This is a genomic window from Streptomyces sp. NPDC048825 (genome assembly GCF_043198355.1).
Classification (GTDB): domain Bacteria; phylum Actinomycetota; class Actinomycetes; order Streptomycetales; family Streptomycetaceae; genus Streptomyces; species Streptomyces xiangluensis.
In genome coordinates this window covers 280,320-299,273 of the sequence record NZ_JBICUR010000014.1, presented here as the reverse complement: position 1 = coordinate 299,273, position 18,954 = coordinate 280,320, and the positions used below count along the sequence as shown (strand labels likewise).

Sequence of the window (18,954 nt, the reverse complement as noted above, 5' to 3'; positions counted from 1 at the left end):
GGCCTGCGACAGCACGTCTTCGGCCGGGACTGGCGACGGCAAACAGTGGAACAGTGGGTGCAACACCGGGCTCGCACCGCGGTCACGCCCGTAGCAACATGGCCCGCGACTGCCGCCGCGAGTGACCCGGGCGACCAGCCGGCGCGCGCCGCGTTCGCGGAAGGCGTGCTCGAGGCACTGCGCACCTGGCACACCCCCCGCGAATTCGCCACCAGCGTCCTGCTGCACTCCCATCTCGTGCCGCCCGGCTCACCCGACCCGGCCGCGGACCTGCGCGGCGCCATCATCACCGCCCTCGACGCGCTGCAGATCGATCCCGCGGGCGTCAAAGCGCACGAGGCTCTCACCGCCACCTACATCACGGCCTCCCGCACCCACAAGGCCGCCGCCCGACAACTCGGGGTGCCCTACGGCACCTACCGTCGCCACCTCGCCCTGGCCAAGGAACGCCTCATCGAACAACTGCTGCGACAACCAACCACGACAATCACCCCGGCCCCGCCACACTCGCGAAGCTCCGCCACACCAGCCTGTGTGGGGTCCGTCCAGTGAACTTTGCATTCTCCAACGTGGCCAGTGTGATCAGATGACAGAATTCAACCTCCTGGGTGACAACACGGAATGGCAGAAGGACTTCGAGCGGCGGCTACACGCCTCGTACACGGCGGCCGGGCCAGGTGCGACTGCGGCGGAGCACATGCTCGAGGACGTACGCGCCAGCATCAGCGACTGGACCGTCGCCGAGATCACGGACGCCGGGACCCGAGTGGAATACGTCGGCGTGGTCGTGGCTGACGACAACGGCACGCTCGCGGGCCGTATCGGCGACCTCCGCGTCGACGCGCTCCACCGCTGGCCGACCGCACGCGAGACTGGGCCGAGGGATGGTGCGCGGAGCGCGGTGCACACCGGCTGGACATACGGCTCAACGCTCGCAGCCGGCAGCTCGGCGCTGATGTTCACCGTGTGGGGCGGCAACGAGGCGGCAACGAACCTGTACACGAGCGCCGGCTACCAAGTCATGGAGGAAAACCCCTCCATCGACCTTCCCGGCCCGCGGCCTCACGCGAATCACCACAGCACGACGCAACCGCCGACCCACTACCTGATTTGACAGATCAACTGCATCGGATGTCTGTCGACCGGGGCACGTACGGGTCGAAGATCCACTTCATCACCGAGCGGACCGGTCTGCCCCGGCCGCCTTCGCCCGGTTCAACGGCAAAGCCCCGATCCCCGTCTGGTCAGGCAACAAAGTCCGTCAAGCAAAGGGACGTTATGGACGACCGTATTGATCTCGCCGAGCTGCTGAGCCGATATGCCGATATTGCGGATATGAAGGAGTTCACCCACCTGCCCAGTCGCATTTGCACCGATCCGCTGACGGTGGATTTCGAAGCAGTTACCGGCATGCCGGCGGTAACTGCTTCGCTGCGTGACTGCGTCGAGCTCCTCCGCACAACCTTGGCGCCCTTTGCTGCGACCCACCACGCGATCACCGGTCACGTCGTCACCATCGACGGCGACAGTGCGACGATTCATGCGCACGTGCGTGCCGAGCACTGGCTTCCGGTGGAACTCGTCGGTGACGGACCCGACCGCTGGCTGGTGGTGGGTTTCTACGATACCGAGGCGGTCCGTACGCCGAAGGGATGGCGCATCAGCCGATTCAAACTCACCGTGACCCACCAGGAAAATCCACAGCTGGCGAGCCTCGCTCAAGCCGCTGAGCAGGCGCGCCGGCCCCAGGCCTGAGGGGGAGCGCAATCCCTGGCGCGGAAGGCGGCAGCAACTACTGGGGTTTAGCCTCGGGCTTTCGCCGAGTGGACGAGAGGTGAGTGGCCAGGCAGGGAGGCATGGTCGCTGAGCTGGGGCAATGGGGCAATCCCGTCTCGGTGCGACGTCCTGTAGCTCTTCACCCTGAGGGTGCCCCGGGCCGCCACGCGCGCGCGTGTGAGTCAGGCAGTTCCGGGTTTCTATCGTTGCTTGGCCAGCATCCGCGCCGCTTGCGAGAAGCAGATCAACGCAAAGCCGAAGCAGACAGCCAAGGCGGCAACGCCTCTGCCCGCGTGCTCTCCCAGCAGACTCCAGGAACTGAAGTTCCCCCCTGCCAAGAGGAGGACGGCTCCCGTTGCCAGAAATCCGATCGTGATTCTGCGGTCGCTCATCACGGGTGACTGTGTCACTTTCCGTGGATGTCGTTTCGGCGTGAGTTCGGGAGCCATTGCGCCCGCTTGTGCATGATCAATGTCAGCGTGAAGTGATGTCACTCCGGTGGCCCGCCGAGATACCTGTTCCATATTTGCGGGTGCTGTGATCGGCTGGCTGAGTCGGTATGGCCGTCAGTCGGCTGTGGCGGCGTTCACCGAGGGCGCGTCGTAGGCGGCACGTGCGGCTTCCACCTCGGCCATGTGGTTGACGGCCCACTGCCGCAGCGCTGTGAGAGGGGTACGCAGGGTCTGGCCGAGTGGGGTGAGCTGGTACTCGACCCGGGGCGGCACCATGGGGTAGAGGGTGCGTGTCACCAGGCCGTCGCGCTCAAGATGACGCAGCGTCTGAGTGAGCATCTTCTCGCTCACCCCGGACAGCCGGGCGCGCAGTGCCGAGAAGCGCCGGGCCCGGCCGTCGGCCAGTTCCCCCAGCACCAGCACCGTCCACTTATCGCCGATGCGGTCGAGCAGCTCGCGCGACGGACATCCCCGCTCGTACGGATCCCAGGCTTCCTTCATGGGAAGTAGCTTACTAAAAAGTGGCTACTTCCCAAGAGAGAGTACGGGTAGGTCTACTGGTGGGCAGATCCACCAAGCCCGAAGGAGACCCCTCGTGTCCGTCACCGTGACCGGAGCCACTGGCCGCCTCGGCCGCCACGCCGTCGAAACCCTGCTGCGCCTGGGTGTGCCCGCGTCGCAGATCGTCGCCACCGGCCGCGACCTCGACAAGATCAAGGACCTCGCCGACCGCGGTGTCACCATACGCCGCGCCGACTTCTCCGACGCCGACAGCCTTGCCGCGGCCTTCGACGGCACGCAGAAGCTGCTGCTCGTCTCCACCACGACGCCCAGCGAGCGCAGCGAGAACCATCGCCGCGCCATCGACGCCGCCCAGGCGGCGGGCGTGTCCCACGTCGTATACACCAGCACCGCCAACGCTGAGTCCGCGCGGATGATCCTGGCCCAGGCGCACCGGGAGACCGAACGGTACCTGCGGGACAGCGGCCTGCCGTTCACGATCCTGCGCAACGGCTGGTACCTGGAGAACTACACGTCCCAGCTGGCCTTGTACCAGCAGCACGGCAGCATCGCCGGTGTCGCCGGCCAGGGTCGGGTCAACGCCGCGACGATCGCCGACTACGCCGAGGCCGCCGCGACCGTCCTGAGCACCGACGGGCACCTCGGAGCCGTCTACGAACTCGGCGGCGACGAGGCGTTCACCCTCGCCGAGCTGGCCGCGCAGGTGTCCGATGCCACCGGCCAGGCCGTCGTCTACAACAACCTGCCCGCCGACGAGTACACCCGGCTCCTGGCCGGGGCGGGGGTGCCGGAACCCCTCGCCCATGTGCTCGCCGACTCCGACCTCGGCCTGGCCCGGGGTGAACTGCTCGCCGACACCGGCGACCTCCGCCGCCTCCTCGGCCGCCCGACCACCACCCCCGCCGAGGCCATTGCCGCGGCGATCGCCCAGCAGCACCAGGCGTCCTGACGGCATGCACCGTGGCCAAGGGCGGCCGGTCAAGCGGGCAGCGGTCATGCGCGTCTCCTAGGGCTGGCGGACGATTTTTGATGCAGCCGAAGAATTCACAGCGGCCAGCACCAAGCACCTCCTTGCGTCACGGTAGCCCCGAGGACTGACACCGGACGCTTCTCCCCAACCCCGAACGCCCGACGACTACGGGATCGAGTTCGCCAGGCGCTCGGCATCGCCGACGAGGAACTGGCTCACCCCGTAACTCACGCACAGTGACCATCCAAGCCCATGATTCGCCAACTAAAGTTCTCGGTCACAGCCAGGGTGAGACGTTGCACCTCCGTTGGCGGGTTTGCGCTTCACCCGGCGGGTTGTGCAGGCAACGGTCGATCGAGTGCGCGTTGCCCAACGGGGGATATCGAGCGGCATCCATGGCAATTGGCTGCGCTCTCCTCGCCGGCCCGAGCCCGCGTCAAACTCGTGCCCATCACGCTCCCGCAAGAGCGCGACGGACACGGGCGCCGATCTGGCAGGTCTAGCCGGTCTCCTCGCGTTCCTCCCCGTCTTCTGCGACCTCACGGCGGCTCGACCACAGCGAGGAAACCAGCAGCCCCACCGCGACCAGGGCCACCACCAGGCCGAGGATCATCTGGGTCGAGGTGAAGAACTCGAGGAAGTCATTGCCCTCGGAGGGCGGTTGCGGGGTGTACGGCTGGTCGGCGCTCAGAAGCGAGCGATCGGGGCCGAGGGCCGAGCGATCTCGGGCAGCCCATTGCAATGATTCGAGATATACGGACACGACGGACACTCCGGTGTCGATGAAGGCACGCCCCGGCCGTGCGGCGGCGTGCGAGAGACGTGGTGCGGTGGAGTGCCGTGCGGTTACGGCGCGCAGGGCTGGGCGCGGTGCAGCAGGACCGTGAGCGCGTGTGGGCGTGGCAGAGATACGGCGGGCAGGGGCGGTCGCGCCGGCTGCGGCAGGGGTGTCCCCGTCAGGCCCAGGACGAGGCCGATGACGTACAGGAGCCGGGTCCACCAGCCGCGTACTGCCCCGGCTACGGCATGCGACAGTCGTCCGGGCAGCTCGGATGCACTGCGAAAGAAGCAGAGCAGGGCGAGGCCGACGAGGAAGTTCAGCGCGGCCATGACCAGGGCGTTGTGGTGCCAGACCGATGGCAGTCGCAGGTGGTCGTCGAGGGCCGCGGCTGGGATTTCGGTGCCGGTCAGCTGCAGGTAGCCGGGCAGCAGAGCCTGCACGGCGGCCAGGGCGAACACGCTCCAGCGGGGCGCCCCCTCACGCAGGACGGCGTACGCACACCCTGCGAGCACCGCGGCCGCGAATGCCAGCGCGGGCCAGGAGACCCTGGAGTCCGTTGCCGCGTGGTGCAGTCCGGCCGCCAGTGCGGTGGCAGCGAGGGCATGACCGGCCGCGCGGACGGCAGTGCCACCCACGGTGCGATTCGGTACGAGCCAGGCCGACATGTCCCGACCATGATGCCGCACCACGGGACCAACCACGGTACGAATAAGGCTGAATCGGGGTGGTTGGCAGAGCCCCGACAGGCTCGTTGGGTCGCCTACCAGGGCACCGCGTGAGCGACTAGACGCCTGCCACTTTCCCGGACCTGCCTGCCGACCGGCCGGATGATGTTCCATGATGAGCGGGCCATGCACCAACCCGTCACGACCACGACTTCCCGCGCCCCGCTTTCCTCGCCCCGCTGCCCGCCCTCCGGGCGGTGGTGTTCGCCGTTGTCGGCACGGTGCTGGGGATGAGCGCCCACCATCTGCCGGCCGAGGGGCCGGTGCCGTGGGCACAGGGCGCGGTCGCGGCCGGGGCGCTGTTCGGCCTGGGGCTGGTCGGGACGCGACGCCCGCGGTCCCTGGCCACGGTCGTGGCGTGCGGTGTGGTGGCCCAGGCCGGGCTTCACCTGTGGCTGACGCTCACCGTGCACGAGGGGCACGCGGCGGCCACGACCATGGGCCATCACGGAACCGATACAGGTGACGCGCACGCGGCCTGGCACGAGCGGCTGCACGACTCCCTGGCCATGACGATGGCGCACACCCTGGTCGCCCTACTGGTCGCTGTACTGGTGCACCGCGCGGACGCGACCTGCTGGTCACTGGCCCACGGTGGCCTGTCGACGGCCCTCGACGCCATGCGACCGCGTCTGACGGCCGTCAGGACGTTGCTCATCACGGCTGCGCCGGGCGGGAGTTGGCGCTGGCCCGCGCTGCTGGGCGTGTGGGCGGCGTTCGGTGCGACGTGTTCGGCGGTGCTCACGCCGACGGGGCGGCTGATCCGCCGCTCGGCGCCGCCCGAGGAGCGTACGGCGGCGTTCGCCGCGCAGTTCTCGCTCTCGCACGGCTGCTGACTGCTGACTGCTGACTGCTGACTGCTGACGTATCCACTGGCCGGATGGCTGGGTGCAGCGGCCGGCCTCCCGTCGGCCGTACTATCCCTGGGCGTCATCGCCCTGGCCTCCGGCCTACTCGCCGCACGCCTGTGGCCGTCCAGGGAAACCGCGCCCATCGAGCACGAGCACGCCGACCTCCCTTCCGAGCACCCGCACCTGACCGACGCCACCCGGGCCGGGAGCGGCTGGCGCCACAGCCACCGGCCGCTGCCCGATGCGCTGCACGCGCAGCCATAGCCGCCCGCCTCACCCCGCCGCCGCGACCGCCGGCCTCGCGGCGAGGTGCCCGGCCGGGTCCAGAAGCGCCGTTGATCAGAGCTCCTTGATCCTGATGTTCCTGAATCCGACCTTCCCGGTGTGGGCCTGCAGTCCGATGAAGCCTGATGCCGGGTCTGCGGTCGCGGGCTTGCCGCGCCAGGTGTCGGTGTTGGCGAACACCGTGGTCTCGGTGCCGTTCAGCCGCACCGTGTACGTGTCGCCGCGGACCTCGATCTCGCAGTCCGTCCACTGGCCGGGGACCAGCGGGGCCGGCCGCTGGTAGGACTGGCCGCCGGGGACGGCGCCGGTGTCGATGTCGTAGACCGCGCCGGTGCGGTGCTTGTCCAGTCCGTGGGGTGCTGCCGTGTCGTCGATCTGGATCTCGAATCCCGTGTGGACGGCGACCCAGGACTGATTCGTGTACGGGTGCAGCTTGGCGGGGTCGGTCCGGTCGGGGACGGGGCGGCGGGGGTCCCGGGAGCGTACGAAGATCCCGGAGTTGGCCTGGACGGCTCCGATACGCAACTGCAGGCGCAGGACGAAGTCGCTGAAGGGCTGGCGGGCGTAGTAGAGCAGCCCGAGTTCGCCGCCGGCGGGCTGCGGGACGATGGCCCCGTCGATGAGGGCGAAGGCACCGCTGCCGACGCCGCGCCAGAGGTTGAAGGTCTTGTCGGTGCCGTCGAAGAGGTACCGGAATCCGGTTTCCGGGGCCGGTGGCTGGGGCGTGGGCACCACGTGGTCGCCGGTGCGGCGGGCGAGGGCGACACCGGAGAGCATGGGGTTCGGCGAGCCGATGGTCGGGAGTACGGCGGGGCCTACGGCGTGGAGGTTGTCGCTCTCGTGCAGGCGGCCCCATACGTCCGTCACGGAGGTGGAGGAGTCCTCGCCCATCCACAGGGTGCCGCTTTCGTGGTGGGTGGAGGAGAGGGTGTCCCGGCGGGCGCTGGGCGGGGGCGGGGTGTTCTGCCAGCCGCCGCTGCCCAGGTACTGGACCGGTCCGCCATCCGCGAGGATCAGCGCGATCTCGTCGGTGGCCTGGTCCATGGCGTCCCACAGCGCCAGGTTGCGTCCGACCGGGTCGGCCGGGTCCTGCGCCTCCAGCCGGACCAGGGCCCGGGGTTGTCCGTAGTCGTACGGGCCTTGCGGGCCCTGGTGGTCCAGGGTGATGCGGTTCCGGGGATCGGAGGAGGTCTTGTCGCCGGTCATCTCGCCGATGCCGCGCAGGGTCACGATGACCCACTCGTCCGTCAGGTCGCGGAAGCGGTCGAGGGTGTCGAGGTCGGGAATCTTCTTGAACAGCTCGGCCTCGGAGTCGGTGCCCATCGCGCCCACGCCGGAGGCCGTGATCTGGAGGTGGAAGTGACCGGTGCTCTGGTCGGCGTGAGTGTGGACACCCTTGACGAAGAGTGCGGAGACGGCGAGTTCCTGGATACCCGCGAGGGCCTTGCCCAGGGAGGCGCGGGGCAGCCGGATCGTGACGTTGGAGCGCAGGTGCGCCATGAGGTTGCGGCCGATCAGCCCGTGCGCGTTGGGCAGGGTGGCCAGCGCGAGCCGGGTGCTCTCCACGGTCCCGAGGGCGAGGACGACGTGCCCGCCGGAGGGGACGTCGACCGTGCCCTTGTTGGTGACCACCCGTGTGATGTGTCCGCCCTGGCGCTCCAGCCGGATGACCTTGGTGTTGTCGACGAGCATCAGGCGTTTCTTCACGTCCCGCTCGGCGGGTCCGCCCACCACACTCCGCTCCGCCTCGGCCTGGGCCAGCCGGGCCGCGCGGATCAGCAGCTGCACGCCGTTGAACTTGTTGAACGGGAAGAACCCGGGGCGCGGGGACGCGGACTGCACGGCGAGCGGGGCGTCGAGTTCCCGCAGCAGTTGCTCCTTCGGCTGGGTGGCGGCCATCGGCGTACCCCGGTTGCCGACGAGAGCGGTCTGGCCGCCGGGGTGGGCGCGCAGACCGTCGTACAGCCGCTTCCGTAGGGCCTCGTGGAGCGGCCCGTAGACGAAGTCGTTGGTCTGGTCGGTGCCGATCTGCTCGGCAGCCGCGTCCAGGTACGACCGCGTGGGGTTGTGGACCGGCACGGCCGGGGTGGTCAGGTCGTCGGTTACCGCCTTGGGCCAGCCGTCCAGTTCGGTGTCGATGAAGTACGGCGACCAGCCGCCCCAGAACAGCGATCGCCCGCCCGGGCAGAACACGAGGCCGGGGAATCGCTGATTCCATGCCTGTGGGCTGTCGGAATTCCAGGGAACTCCCCACACCTCGGCGGGATTCAATTGGGGCGGGAGATTCTGCGTGTGTTCCGGGAGCACCATGGGTCCGGCTTCCAGAACGAGGATTCGGTGGGTGCGCGAGATGTCGTTGAAGAACAGGTGGCTGGCGAGGACTGCTCCGAAACTCCCGCCGCCCAACACGATCAGGTCGAACGGGCGGGCATCCGCGTGACTGGCCGTGTCGGTGCTGGCCAGAGCTTCGTCGAGGCCGTTGCAGACGTATCGGCCCATCACATCCAGGGAGAAGTCGGTGGACTGCGGAGCAAGGCTGGTCGGCATGATCGGTCCCCTCTTCTGTTTTCGGGCAGGATTTTTCACCGGCAGGTCTTTCACTTCCCGTCTTTCACTTCCCTCGACAGGAACGGCGCTCGCATCGACGCGCCTGGCCCATCGGTTTAATCCTCCGTGCGGGAGCCGTCAATGCTTCGACGGAATTGCAAGGCCGCATTCCTCAACGGCCGTTCGAAACCGTCAGATCGGTGACTGATCGGGGAGAGGACGCAAGCGGTGGGCGTCGTCGAAGAGGACCCGTTCGGTGAGGCGGGCAGCGGTCAGGACGGCGAGGGCCGAGGCGGCCAGCAGCATGTACATCACGACGATCTGGTAGCGGATCGCCGTGAACGGGTCGACTCCGGCCAGGATGAGTCCGGTCATCGCACCGGGGAGGCTGATCAGCCCGACGGTCTTGGTGGAGTCGATGACGGGGACGAGGGCGGTGCGCAGCGCCGAACGCAGATGCGGGGCGAAGGCATCGGCGGCGGACAGTCCCAGCGCGAGGCGGGCCTCGACCTGGAGCCGCGCGGTACGGGCCTCGTCCCGTAGTCGTATCAGTACGAGGGCGGTGAACTGCATCGCGCCGGAGACCACCATGCCGCCCACGGGGATGACGACCCTGGGCCGGGCGTCGATCACTTCCAGCACGAGGAGGACTCCCAGCGTGGCCGCGGTACCGACGGCGACGGCTGTGGTGGCGGTGAGCCGTGCGCGGGGCAGGCCACGGGCGCGGCGGCCGGCGACCTGCCCGGCGATCAGTGTCATCGCGGCGAGCCAGGCGAAGGCACCGGCCAGGCCGGTGTGCTCGAAGACCAGAAGCAGAATCGCCCCCACCGCGGCCAGTTGGACCCCGGCTCGTACGGCGGCGAAGGTGACCTCTCGCCCCAGACGCAGGCGGCGGCGCCAGGCCACGACCGCCGTGAGCGCGACGAGGGACATCGAGGCGATCACCCCCGCCCAGCCGGGTACCGCCGCGCTCACACGCCCTCCTGCAGAGAGGAGATCCTGCCGGCGGAGCCGGAGTCGATCAGCCTTCCGCTCTCCAGGACGAGGACGTGGTCGGCGATCCGCCGTACCTGCGCTGTGTCGTGGCTGACCACCACCACGGACATCCCGTCGGCCACCAGTTCACCGATCACGGTCTCCACCGCCTTCGTGGCGTACGCGTCCAGCGCGGAGGTCGGCTCGTCCAGCAGCAGCACGCGGGGCGCGACGGCCAACGCCCGTGCCAGGCATACCCGTTGTGCCTCACCGCCGGAAAGACCCGAGGTCGCCCGGTCGGTTGCGCCTGAGGGCAGCCCCAAGCGCCTGAGCAGCGCGCCGGCATCGGCGTCGGCCAGGGCGGGGAGTCCGATGCGCAATTCGTCCAGCAGCCGGTCGGCCAGCAGCACCGGCTGCTGGCCGACCAGCGCGACCTCCCGGCGCAGTGCCAGTACGTCCCAGACGGGCAACGGGCGGCCGTGATAGGTCACGGCTCCGGCAGTGGGTTCCTCGAAGCGGTTCAGGAGCCGCAGCAGGGTGGACTTGCCCGCGCCGGACGGTCCGACCAGCACCGTGCATGCGCCGGCGGGCACCTGACAGGTCACGTCGTGGAGCAGCAGCGTGGAGGCGCGCCGCACCGTCACCCCGTCCAGGGTGAGGACGGGGCTCGGCTCCCCGGAGACCGGCACGGATCAGCTTCCGGTCAGCCCGGCCAGGGCCGCCGCCAGACCCAGGCCGGCGCACACGCCCAGGGTGCGCAGGACACTCCAGCGCAAACGGAAGATCAGGGCGACCGCCACGAGCGCGATCCCGAGGGCGACGGGACGGAAGGTGGTGAAGTCCGGCATTCCGAGGTGCAGCGGGCCGAACGTGCGGTCGTCCACGGTGCTGAAGAGGGTGTGCTCGGCGAAGTACAGCGCGAGGCTGGCGATGACACCGACGATCGCGGCGGTGATCCCGCTCAGCGCGGAGGAGACGTGCCGGTTGCCGCGCAGCCGCTCGATGTAGGGGGCGCCGAGGAAGATGAACAGGAAGCACGGCACGAAGGTGACCCACGTGGTCAGCAGCGCCCCCAGCAGGGCGGCAGCCCACGGGTCGAGCGAGCCGGGATCACGGTACGCGCCGAGGAACGCGACGAACTGCACCACCATGATCAGGGGCCCCGGCGTGGTCTCCGCCAGCGCCAGGCCACGCACCATCTCCCCGGCCCTCAGCCAGCCGTACGTCTGCACGGCCTGCTGGGCGACATAGGCGAGCACCGCGTACGCGCCGCCGAAGGTGACCAGGGCGGTGCCGGAGAAGAACAGCCCCTGGGTGGTGAACACGCTGTCCGTGCCGGTGAGTGCGGCGACGGCGGCCACCGGGACCGCCCACAGCAGCAGGCCGACGAGCAGGATGCGCAACGTACGGCCGCGGCTCGGGCGCTCGTGGTGCAGGGCGTCGTCGGAGATCAGGGGCGCCGGTCCGTCGTCGCCCGAGCCGTGGGCGGCGGGTTTGAAGACGCCGGGCGACCAGCGGGCGATCAGCCACCCGGCCACCCCGGCGACGACGATCACCACGGGAAACGGCACCTGGAACAGGGCCAGCGCGCCGAACGACGCCACCGCGAGCCCCACCAGCAGCGGGTGCGTGAGCGAGCGGCGCCCGACCCGCCACACCGCCTGGGCGACGACGGCGACCACCGCGGGGGCGAGTCCGGCGAACAGGCCGGTGACCGCGGTGGTCGTGCCGAAACCGACGTACAGCGCGGAGAGCGCGAGCAGCGCCACCACACCCGGCAGCACGAACAACGTGCCGGCGGCCAGACCGCCCCGCGTTCCGTTCAGGAGCCAGCCGGTGTAGATCGCCAACTGCTGGGCCTCAGGCCCGGGCAGCAGCATGCAGTAGCTCAGGGCGTGGTTGAACCGCTGCTGCCCGATCCAGCGCTTCTCCTCCACCAACGTCCGCTGCATCACCGCGATCTGCCCGGCCGGACCGCCGAAGGTCTGCAGCGAGATGGCGAACCACGTCCGCAGCGCCTCGCGGAACGGTATGAGATCGCTTTGGCCGGCGCGCTCACGCTCGCTCTGAGGCAGCTGGGAGGCAGGGCCGTCGGTGGCGGTCATCCGCGGAGGTCTCCGTCCGTGGGTCCATGAGCAAGTGGGTCCATGAGCAAGATCGAGGGGCTCGCGACGGCTGCGCCGGTGGACGGCCGCCATCCGCTTACCCCTGGAGTGCAACCATGGTTACATGATGATGTCGGGTGGAGGAAGGGAGCCAGGTTCCGGTGAACATGAACAGTTCATTGCGACCACCGGCCACGGCCGGGCCAGCCTGGCGCCGTACCCTCCCGGCGACGGGAAAACGCCACAGCCCAGGACCCACCACGTGACCGACCACGACCGCCGGGAACCGGCCGCACCCAGCGGTCCGGGCCAGTGGGTGCTGCTGTCCTACCGCCTCCCCCGCGAGCCCTCGACACCGCGCATCACCGTCTGGCGCAAGCTCAAGCGCCTTGGCGTCGCCCAGATCAGCGACGGCCTGATCGCCCTGCCCGCCGACGCCCGCACCCGCGAGCAACTGGAGTGGATCGCCGAGGAGATCACCGACTCCGGCGGCACAGCGACGCTTTGGCTCGCCCACCCGGTCATGATCGCCGAGGAACGCCGACTCGCCCGCACGATGGCCGACGCCCGCACCACCGAGTACGAGCAGGTACGGGCGCAGGCGGAGGAAGCCCGGCATCAGCCGGACGACGAACGGCGACGCGCCCTGCGCAGACTCCGTGCCGAACTGCGCCGCATTCACCGCCGCGATTACTTCCCCCCGCCACAGCGCCGCGCCGCGGAAACCGCGGTGGAGGCCCTGCACCCCGCCAACACCGAGCCGGAGTCCCCATCCGGTAGCGAATCCAGCCCCGCGTCCGCCCTCGCATCCGACACCGAGCCGGACACGAAGCCCGATATCGAGGAGCACTCCGCATGAAGTGGGCCACCCGCGCCGGCATCCACATCGACCGCGCCGCCTGCGCCTGGCTGATCCGCCGCTTCGTCGACCCCGAGGCCGAGTTCGTCTTCGTCACCGACCCGGCCGAAGTCCCCAGCGACGCCACCCCGTTCGACATGCGCGGCGTCGAACTCGGCCACCACCACGGCGACTGCAGCTTCGAGACCATCCTGCGCCGCTACGACCTCGCCACCGACCCCGCCCTCAACCGCATCGCCGAGATCGTCCACGAGGCCGACCTGGACGACGAACGCTTCGACGCCCCTGAAGCCCCCGGACTCGACGTCGTCCTGCGCGGCCTGTCCATGACCGGTGACGACGACCACACTTTGACCGTCACCAAGCCGCTTTTCGACGGTCTGTACGAGTACTACCGGCGCGCCACACTGCTGGGCCGCGAACCGGCCTGACGGGACACGGAACAGCCACCCATCCCGCCGTCACATGCACCCGCTCTGCAAACGACATCCGCACCGTCGCCAAACAGAGATCAACTCGCTCACCAGCTTCAGATCATGATCCGCAAAGTCTTGGTCGCACAGGGAACCCGCTTCCGCGAGAGACTCCCCCGGAGTCGCTCGGTGATCGCGGGGAGGAGACGGATGGACGAGGCGCCTTGGGTGTTGTGGGTGGGCGGATCGCCCGGGGCCGGCAAGACGACCGTGGCCCGGCTGCTCGCGCGGCGGCACGGACTGCGGTGGTACAACGCGGACGCCCATACATGGGAGCACCGGGATCGCGCGATCGCCGCCGGGCACGCCGCCGCGATCACGTGGGAGCGGATGTCGCGCGCCGAGCGCTGGACGGTGCCGGTCGAGGACATGGTCGCCATGTCGCTTCATCAGGAGCGGGGCCGGATGATCACCGACGACGTACGCGCGCTCCCCCACTCACCCCTCGTCATCGCGGAGGGCACACCCGTCACACCGTCCGTCACGGGTCCGGACGGCCGGGCGGTGTGGCTGCTGACGAGCGCCGAGGTCCAGCACGCCCGGCTCGTCGAACGGGGTATGACGCCGGGCGTGGGCGCGTTCCGGCTGTATCAGGCGTTGCGGCAGGAGATCGAAGCCCAGGTAGAGGAGTACGGCGCGCGCAAACTGGTGGTCGACGGGCGTCAGAGCGTGGCGGACACCGTCGCAGAGGTCGAGGCACTGTTCGCCGACGCCCTGGCCGAAGGCCCCGTGGCGACGACGGCGGTCGCGCGCCGACGACTGCTGCGGTACGCCAACAGAGCCGTCGTCTCCCAGCACCAGCACTTCGACGCCCGGCCCTGGGCTCCCGCGGGTGCGCTGAGCACGGTGTACGGGTTCGCGTGCGAATGCGGGCACGAGGCGTGCATGGCAGACGTGGAGCTGGCCATCGCAGACTTTCCCCGGCTCCCCGATGAGGGCTCCCCGCCGGTCCTGGCACTGGGCCACCACGTCGTGAGGCCCGCCTCTCAGGGTTGCTCTCCCTCCGCAGAAGGAGACGTTCCCCGAAGCAGTCCCAGGGATCGGCCCCTTCGTTCGCATGACGCCTGAGGCCCGGCCGCATGGTCCGCTGGATCGTATGGCGATGGACAGGCGTACGGCGGTGAAGGCGTTGGGGATCGGCTCGCTGGGGCTCGGTTCGCTGCGGTTCACAAGCGCTCCGAAGGCACGTAGGGCGGCGATCACGGTGCAGGGCGAGTCGGCCGTCCGTACCAACATCCCGGCGGCCCGGGACCGCCGGGCCTCGGGCGGCGCGTTACTGGCACTGGCGACCCCTCAGCCTCCCCCGGGGGAACAGGGCTGGTACGCGACGTACGAGGTCGGTGTCCCGGCCGAAGGGCTGTACCGGCTGAACGCGGTGGCCACGGTGCCGGTCGAGCAGCCGCATATCGAGGAGATCGGCTGCTACTTCAAGCTCGGGGTGGGCGACGGGCCCCTCGTGCCGGTCGCCCGCTCACAGCCGTACTGGTACGAATCCGTGCCCGCGTGGGGCGATCTATCCGAACTCGCCCTGGGGGTTCTCGAGTTGGAGCGCGGCCGGAACACGATCACCTTCGTCGTCGACAAGCCGACCGTGCTGTCCGACTCCACCGGTTACCGCTTCCTGCTCGACCGGTTCACGCTGACGCCCGTGGCCCGCGTCGCGCCGCTCGGCATCCACCTCGGGGACCCGGCGCACAACCTGGGTACGTACCGGGGCGACGAGCCCCAACTCCCGCAATTGACCTTTGTCTTGGAAGCGCGCACGCAACGGCCCCGCACGTTGCCTTTCACCGTCACCGACTACTTCGGCAACGAGGTGGCACGAGGACAGGCGACCGTCCCGGGCGGCCAGGCGCAGACATCGATCACGCTCCCACGATTGCGCCAACTACCCCCGGGCCACTACCGGGTGACAGCCACGGGCATCACGGGCTGCTTCGCCCGGCTGCCCGAGCGAGGGCCCGTCACCGGCCCTGGCAACCGTTTCGGCGTCAACACCTACGTCTTCTCCCTCGTCCCGCCTTCCCGTCTCGACGCCTTCGCCGCCGCGATGAAGGACATGGGCGCCGGACACGTACGCGACGGAATGGCCTGGCCCGCCGCCGAACCGAGCCGTGGCACGTACGACACGCAGCTGTACGACAACGTGCGGCGGGCCTTCCACCGCCACGGAATCGCCACGCTCGACGTACTGACCACCGCCCCGGAGTGGGCGATGGCGGAGGCCTCGCTGCCGCTGGCCGCCGATCTTCGGGACGCGTATCGCTACGCCGCCCATCTGGCCGCCGCCTCGCCCGACGCGATCCAGCTGTCCAACGAGCCCGACGTCGACACGACCAGTTCCACCGGCGACCAGCACGCGGCCTTCGTCAAGGCGGCCGCGCTGGGGATCGCGGACGCGGGTCCGTCCACCACGGTCACCGTGCTGCCCGGCATCGCCGACGCGGGCAGCCACTTCCAGCTCCTCATGCTGCAGAACGACGTGGCCCGGTACGCCGACGCGTGGGGCTTCCACGGCTACCCGGACCCGAGCGACCAGGACGAACCCGAGGTCCCCGAATCGGCCGACGTACAAAGGGAGTTGCGCCGTCTCTACGGGGCCTCGCGGCTGCCGATGTGGATGACCGAGTGCGGGGTCTTCCTCGACGCGCGGCCCGGCAGCGATCTCACTCCCGCGCAACAGGCCGTCCAGGCCCGCTATCTCGTCCGCGCGACCGTGCGGAGCCTGGCGGCCGGTACGGGGAAGCAGTTCTGGTTCGGCGCGCCGCCCATCCATGACGAGGGCGTGTACTTCGGGCTGCTCAGCCGCGAGTTCCAGCCCTGGCCCGCCTACAGCGCCCACGCCGCGCTCACCTCGCTGCTCGGCGAGGCACGTTTCGTGGAGCGGTTGTCCGACACGTGCTACGTGTTCGCGGCGGGTGCGGGGCGGCGGGTCACGGTGGTGTGGGGACCGGCGGCGGGGGCGTCGGAGGTGGAGGTTCCGGTGGTGTCCGGGGGAACGGCCGAGCTGTACGACATCATGGGCCGGCGCGTGGGGACGGTCGGGCCCGAGGGCCGGGTGAAGGTCTCGGAAGACCCGGTCTATGTCGTACAGGAAGGTGTACGGGCCGTCCTGCCCGAGCCGGCCGCTGACCGCAGCCCCGCCACCCGCAACCTGTCAGTCGCCGAGCACGTCGTGCTCAGCCAGCGATTCGACCTCGCCAACGCCGCGCCGAACAAGGCCGACGGCGACGCCCAACCGCCCCTCGGCTACCGGCTGTCCACCACGACCCGGATGACGGTCGACGTCTACAACTTCAACGCCACACCCCAGACCGTCGAGCTGACCGGCCGCGCCTTCGGCGGCTGGACGGTACGGCCCACGCGGGCGTGGGACCGGATCACCGTGCCGCCCAAGGGCCGTACGAGCGTGGAGTTCACGGTCGTCGCCGGGAAGGGAGTGCGCCGGGGCGTGGACTACACGCTGGTCTTCGAGGCGACGATCCCTGCCGCGGACGGCGACCGCTGCGTCTCGCCCTCCGTCTCGCGCATCCAGCGCAGGGCCCGCAGGCGCGGAACGCCGATCCCGCTCGCACCCTCCGTCGACCGGCTCACACCGGCCGACGGGACCACGGTCGACGGCCCCGACGTCCGAGTGGAGGCCCGGATCACCGACGCGTTCTCTGGCGTGGACGCGGCGCGCGTCGACGTCGAGGTGGACGGCCGACGCGCGCACTGCCACTACGATCCGGCCACCGGACGGCTGACGGCCGCACTGCGCCTTCAGCCGGGCCGCCACGAGATCTGGGTCCGGGCGTACAACAGGGCGCACGCCCCGGCCCAGGCGTCGGCGACGGTGACCGTGAGCGCGTAACCGGCCGGGCCGCTCAGTCCGCGATCATCCGGTTGCCGAACCACCCCCTGGGCTCGGTGTTGCGCTCCCGCTGACGGCGTACGACATAACGTCCGGGCGCGATGCCGGTGCCGCCGTGCTCCGGGTGGATGAGGTACGCGACCGCCGAGGTGTCGATCAGGCCGAGGGTGAGGCCGGTCGGGTCGCGGAGGTCGCCGGTGAAGCGGCAGGTGCCCGGGTCGGCGACGAGGGAGTGCGGATTACCGCCCGCGGCGCTGCGCAGCAGCTCGATGCCCGCGGCGGGGACGTCCTGCCAGCGCGTGTAGTCGTGCGTGGAGACGCCGTGCTCGACGAACGCGTACGGGATGACGATCAGGTCGCCCTGGGCCTGGAGGCCGTCGACGACAGGGATGGTCACCTGGCGTTCCAGGTGATCGAGGACGTCGAGACCGGTGAGGTCGGTGAGTTCGGCGAGGGTCATGGTCATGTGCATCACCTTGGGTGTGAGGGCAGCCCACGAACGACTGCATGAATGTCCTTGTCGGATACGGGAGTTGAGCGCTGCGGGGGCGTAGAGCCGAGGTCCGGGCTTCGGGGCGGTACGAACGCCCCGCCGCCTCACGTACGGCGCACGAGTCGGGCGTACTGCTCGCCGGACAGCCCATACGTCCAGCCGGCCGCCGAGAGCGGGTCCTCGAGGTGGTCGGGCACGCTCAGCGCGTAGCGCCGGCGGCGGCCGTCCGGTTCGACCGAGCCGTTGACGACGAGCAGCAGGCGCGCGGGGCGGCCCCAGAGTTCCCGGGGTACGTCGTAGAGGTGAAGGTCGGAGCCGGGGTTGCCGGGATCGCCGGTCACGCCGACGAGCCGGAGGCGGGCCTGTTCGATGTAGGCGGCCCATCCAATGAGTTCGATGGCGCTGCGGCGTATTTCGACGTTGCGCTCGGCGTGGATGCGATCGACGGTCGGGCTGTTGATCACCCACTCCGGGACATAGGTACCGTGCCGGACGTGGACCGCCGCGCCGTCCGCGAACCGGACGGCCGGTCCGTCGTCGCGGTGCAGTCGCAACTCGCCGTGAAAACCGTTGGGTTGAGACTCGGCATGGATCTCGGTGGGCCGCTCGGCCATGACGCACATGCCCTCGCCGGGCCACCACCAGCCCGTCGACCGGGCCAAGTCGACCCATAGGCCGAGCTGGTCCTGGTCGCCTCCCAGGTAGGTGGTCAGCCCCACACGTGCCATGACGTCGTAGTGGGCGACCCACGCGGCGTCGTGCTGGCCGTACCAGGCGAGCCCCGGCGAGTCCACGGCCGCCGGCAGCAGCTCCGTACGCACCGGAGCGCATACCGAGTCGCGCAGGGTTTCGGTCAGCGCGTCGTACACCAAAGCCTCGACCACGCGCCTCACCGGGATGCCCGCCGCGAGCGCCTCCTCGGGAGCCATGGTGCGTACCGAACCCGTTCCCGGCATGCCCCATATCCGTGTGATCAGTGACGAGGACCGTTGTCCGATCCGGTCGTCCATGCGTTCCCGCAGTTCGGACGCCAGGGTGGCAAGCCGCGCGGCCAGCGGCCAGTCGGACCCGCGTACGGGAGCGGCGGCGGAATCCAGCCGCACGGGCCGAAAGCTGTCGTAGTGGTCGAGCATGACCTTCCGCGCCGCCGCCGGGGACGGCACCCAGACGAATTCCGGCGGAGGTTCGCCGATCAGGCGATACAGACCGGTGACGGCAGCCTCCGCCCTCGGCCGGTCGGCAGGAAGCGTGGACAAGCCGTACTTGAGCCAGTCCGCGCCCAACACA

17 protein-coding genes and 1 pseudogene are annotated in these 18,954 nt (G+C 69.8%); 9 read left to right on the top strand and 9 right to left on the bottom strand.

Going from position 1 to position 18,954, the window contains the following annotated elements:
• The 3 genes and pseudogenes from ACGFNK_RS31305 to ACGFNK_RS31295 form a co-directional block, all read left to right on the top strand.
• Positions 1 to 552, top strand: a pseudogene (locus ACGFNK_RS31305) (ATP-binding protein); the annotation flags it as partial.
• A 34-nt stretch (positions 553 to 586) separates the two neighbouring features.
• Positions 587 to 1,114 carry a hypothetical protein gene (locus ACGFNK_RS31300; protein WP_393421253.1) on the top strand — a complete coding sequence of 176 codons (528 nt, stop codon included), beginning with the start codon at positions 587 to 589 and terminating at the stop codon, positions 1,112 to 1,114.
• 164 nt (positions 1,115 to 1,278) lie between these two features.
• Entirely contained in the window at positions 1,279 to 1,755 is a 477-nt protein-coding gene (locus ACGFNK_RS31295; RefSeq protein ID WP_033329089.1) for a nuclear transport factor 2 family protein, read from the top strand.
• Between the two features lie 587 nt (positions 1,756 to 2,342).
• On the opposite strand, the gene ACGFNK_RS31290 is transcribed toward ACGFNK_RS31295, so the two are convergent.
• Positions 2,343 to 2,729 (bottom strand): winged helix-turn-helix transcriptional regulator, encoded by a 387-nt coding sequence (locus tag ACGFNK_RS31290; RefSeq protein ID WP_386344593.1) that lies wholly within the window; start codon positions 2,727 to 2,729, stop codon positions 2,343 to 2,345.
• Between the two features lie 94 nt (positions 2,730 to 2,823).
• Here ACGFNK_RS31290 and ACGFNK_RS31285 point away from each other — a divergent pair, with 94 nt between their 5' ends.
• Positions 2,824 to 3,699, top strand: a complete 876-nt coding sequence (locus ACGFNK_RS31285; protein WP_386344591.1) for an SDR family oxidoreductase — start codon at positions 2,824 to 2,826, stop codon at positions 3,697 to 3,699.
• Between the two features lie 520 nt (positions 3,700 to 4,219).
• On the opposite strand, the gene ACGFNK_RS31280 is transcribed toward ACGFNK_RS31285, so the two are convergent.
• Together ACGFNK_RS31280 and ACGFNK_RS31275 are read right to left on the bottom strand one after the other, a co-directional pair.
• Positions 4,220 to 4,483: a hypothetical protein gene (locus ACGFNK_RS31280; RefSeq protein ID WP_393421251.1), complete on the bottom strand. Its 264-nt coding sequence runs from the start codon at positions 4,481 to 4,483 to the stop codon at positions 4,220 to 4,222.
• An 83-nt stretch (positions 4,484 to 4,566) separates the two neighbouring features.
• On the bottom strand, positions 4,567 to 5,166 hold the full coding sequence (locus tag ACGFNK_RS31275; RefSeq protein ID WP_393421249.1) for a hypothetical protein: 600 nt from the start codon (positions 5,164 to 5,166) through the stop codon (positions 4,567 to 4,569).
• A gap of 257 nt (positions 5,167 to 5,423) precedes the next feature.
• Here ACGFNK_RS31275 and ACGFNK_RS31270 point away from each other — a divergent pair, with 257 nt between their 5' ends.
• On the top strand, positions 5,424 to 6,062 hold the full coding sequence (locus ACGFNK_RS31270) for a hypothetical protein (protein ID WP_393421247.1): 639 nt from the start codon (positions 5,424 to 5,426) through the stop codon (positions 6,060 to 6,062).
• A 354-nt stretch (positions 6,063 to 6,416) separates the two neighbouring features.
• On the opposite strand, the gene ACGFNK_RS31265 is transcribed toward ACGFNK_RS31270, so the two are convergent.
• The 4 genes from ACGFNK_RS31265 to chrA form a co-directional block, all read right to left on the bottom strand.
• Complete coding sequence (locus tag ACGFNK_RS31265; protein ID WP_393421246.1) at positions 6,417 to 8,909, bottom strand: family 16 glycoside hydrolase; 2,493 nt, start codon at positions 8,907 to 8,909, stop codon at positions 6,417 to 6,419.
• A gap of 192 nt (positions 8,910 to 9,101) precedes the next feature.
• Entirely contained in the window at positions 9,102 to 9,884 is a 783-nt protein-coding gene (locus ACGFNK_RS31260) for an ABC transporter permease (RefSeq protein ID WP_393421244.1), read from the bottom strand.
• Positions 9,881 to 10,573 carry an ATP-binding cassette domain-containing protein gene (locus ACGFNK_RS31255; RefSeq protein ID WP_393421242.1) on the bottom strand — a complete coding sequence of 231 codons (693 nt, stop codon included), beginning with the start codon at positions 10,571 to 10,573 and terminating at the stop codon, positions 9,881 to 9,883. The genes ACGFNK_RS31260 and ACGFNK_RS31255 overlap by 4 nt, the downstream gene beginning before the upstream one ends.
• Before the next feature lie 3 nt (positions 10,574 to 10,576).
• On the bottom strand, positions 10,577 to 11,989 hold the full coding sequence (gene chrA, locus ACGFNK_RS31250) for a chromate efflux transporter (protein ID WP_393421240.1): 1,413 nt from the start codon (positions 11,987 to 11,989) through the stop codon (positions 10,577 to 10,579).
• A 262-nt stretch (positions 11,990 to 12,251) separates the two neighbouring features.
• Between chrA and ACGFNK_RS31245 the strand changes: the two genes are divergently transcribed.
• The 4 genes from ACGFNK_RS31245 (at position 12,252) to ACGFNK_RS31230 (ending at position 17,174) form a co-directional block, all read left to right on the top strand.
• Positions 12,252 to 12,848: a Chromate resistance protein ChrB gene (locus ACGFNK_RS31245; RefSeq protein ID WP_393421238.1), complete on the top strand. Its 597-nt coding sequence runs from the start codon at positions 12,252 to 12,254 to the stop codon at positions 12,846 to 12,848.
• Positions 12,845 to 13,279, top strand: a complete 435-nt coding sequence (locus tag ACGFNK_RS31240) for a chromate resistance protein ChrB domain-containing protein (protein ID WP_393421236.1) — start codon at positions 12,845 to 12,847, stop codon at positions 13,277 to 13,279. Before ACGFNK_RS31245 ends, ACGFNK_RS31240 begins: the two co-directional genes overlap by 4 nt.
• A 192-nt stretch (positions 13,280 to 13,471) precedes the next feature.
• Positions 13,472 to 14,389: a hypothetical protein gene (locus ACGFNK_RS31235; RefSeq protein ID WP_393421235.1), complete on the top strand. Its 918-nt coding sequence runs from the start codon at positions 13,472 to 13,474 to the stop codon at positions 14,387 to 14,389.
• 34 nt (positions 14,390 to 14,423) lie between these two features.
• A complete protein-coding gene (locus ACGFNK_RS31230) occupies positions 14,424 to 17,174 on the top strand; it encodes a hypothetical protein (protein WP_393421233.1) in 2,751 nt (916 codons plus the stop codon).
• A gap of 13 nt (positions 17,175 to 17,187) precedes the next feature.
• Here ACGFNK_RS31230 and ACGFNK_RS31225 read toward each other — a convergent pair whose 3' ends face one another.
• Together ACGFNK_RS31225 and ACGFNK_RS31220 are read right to left on the bottom strand one after the other, a co-directional pair.
• Positions 17,188 to 17,640, bottom strand: a complete 453-nt coding sequence (locus ACGFNK_RS31225) for a hypothetical protein (protein ID WP_393421232.1) — start codon at positions 17,638 to 17,640, stop codon at positions 17,188 to 17,190.
• 131 nt (positions 17,641 to 17,771) lie between these two features.
• On the bottom strand, positions 17,772 to 18,953 hold the full coding sequence (locus tag ACGFNK_RS31220; RefSeq protein ID WP_393421230.1) for a DUF6745 domain-containing protein: 1,182 nt from the start codon (positions 18,951 to 18,953) through the stop codon (positions 17,772 to 17,774).
• Between the last annotated feature and the right edge of the window lies 1 nt (position 18,954).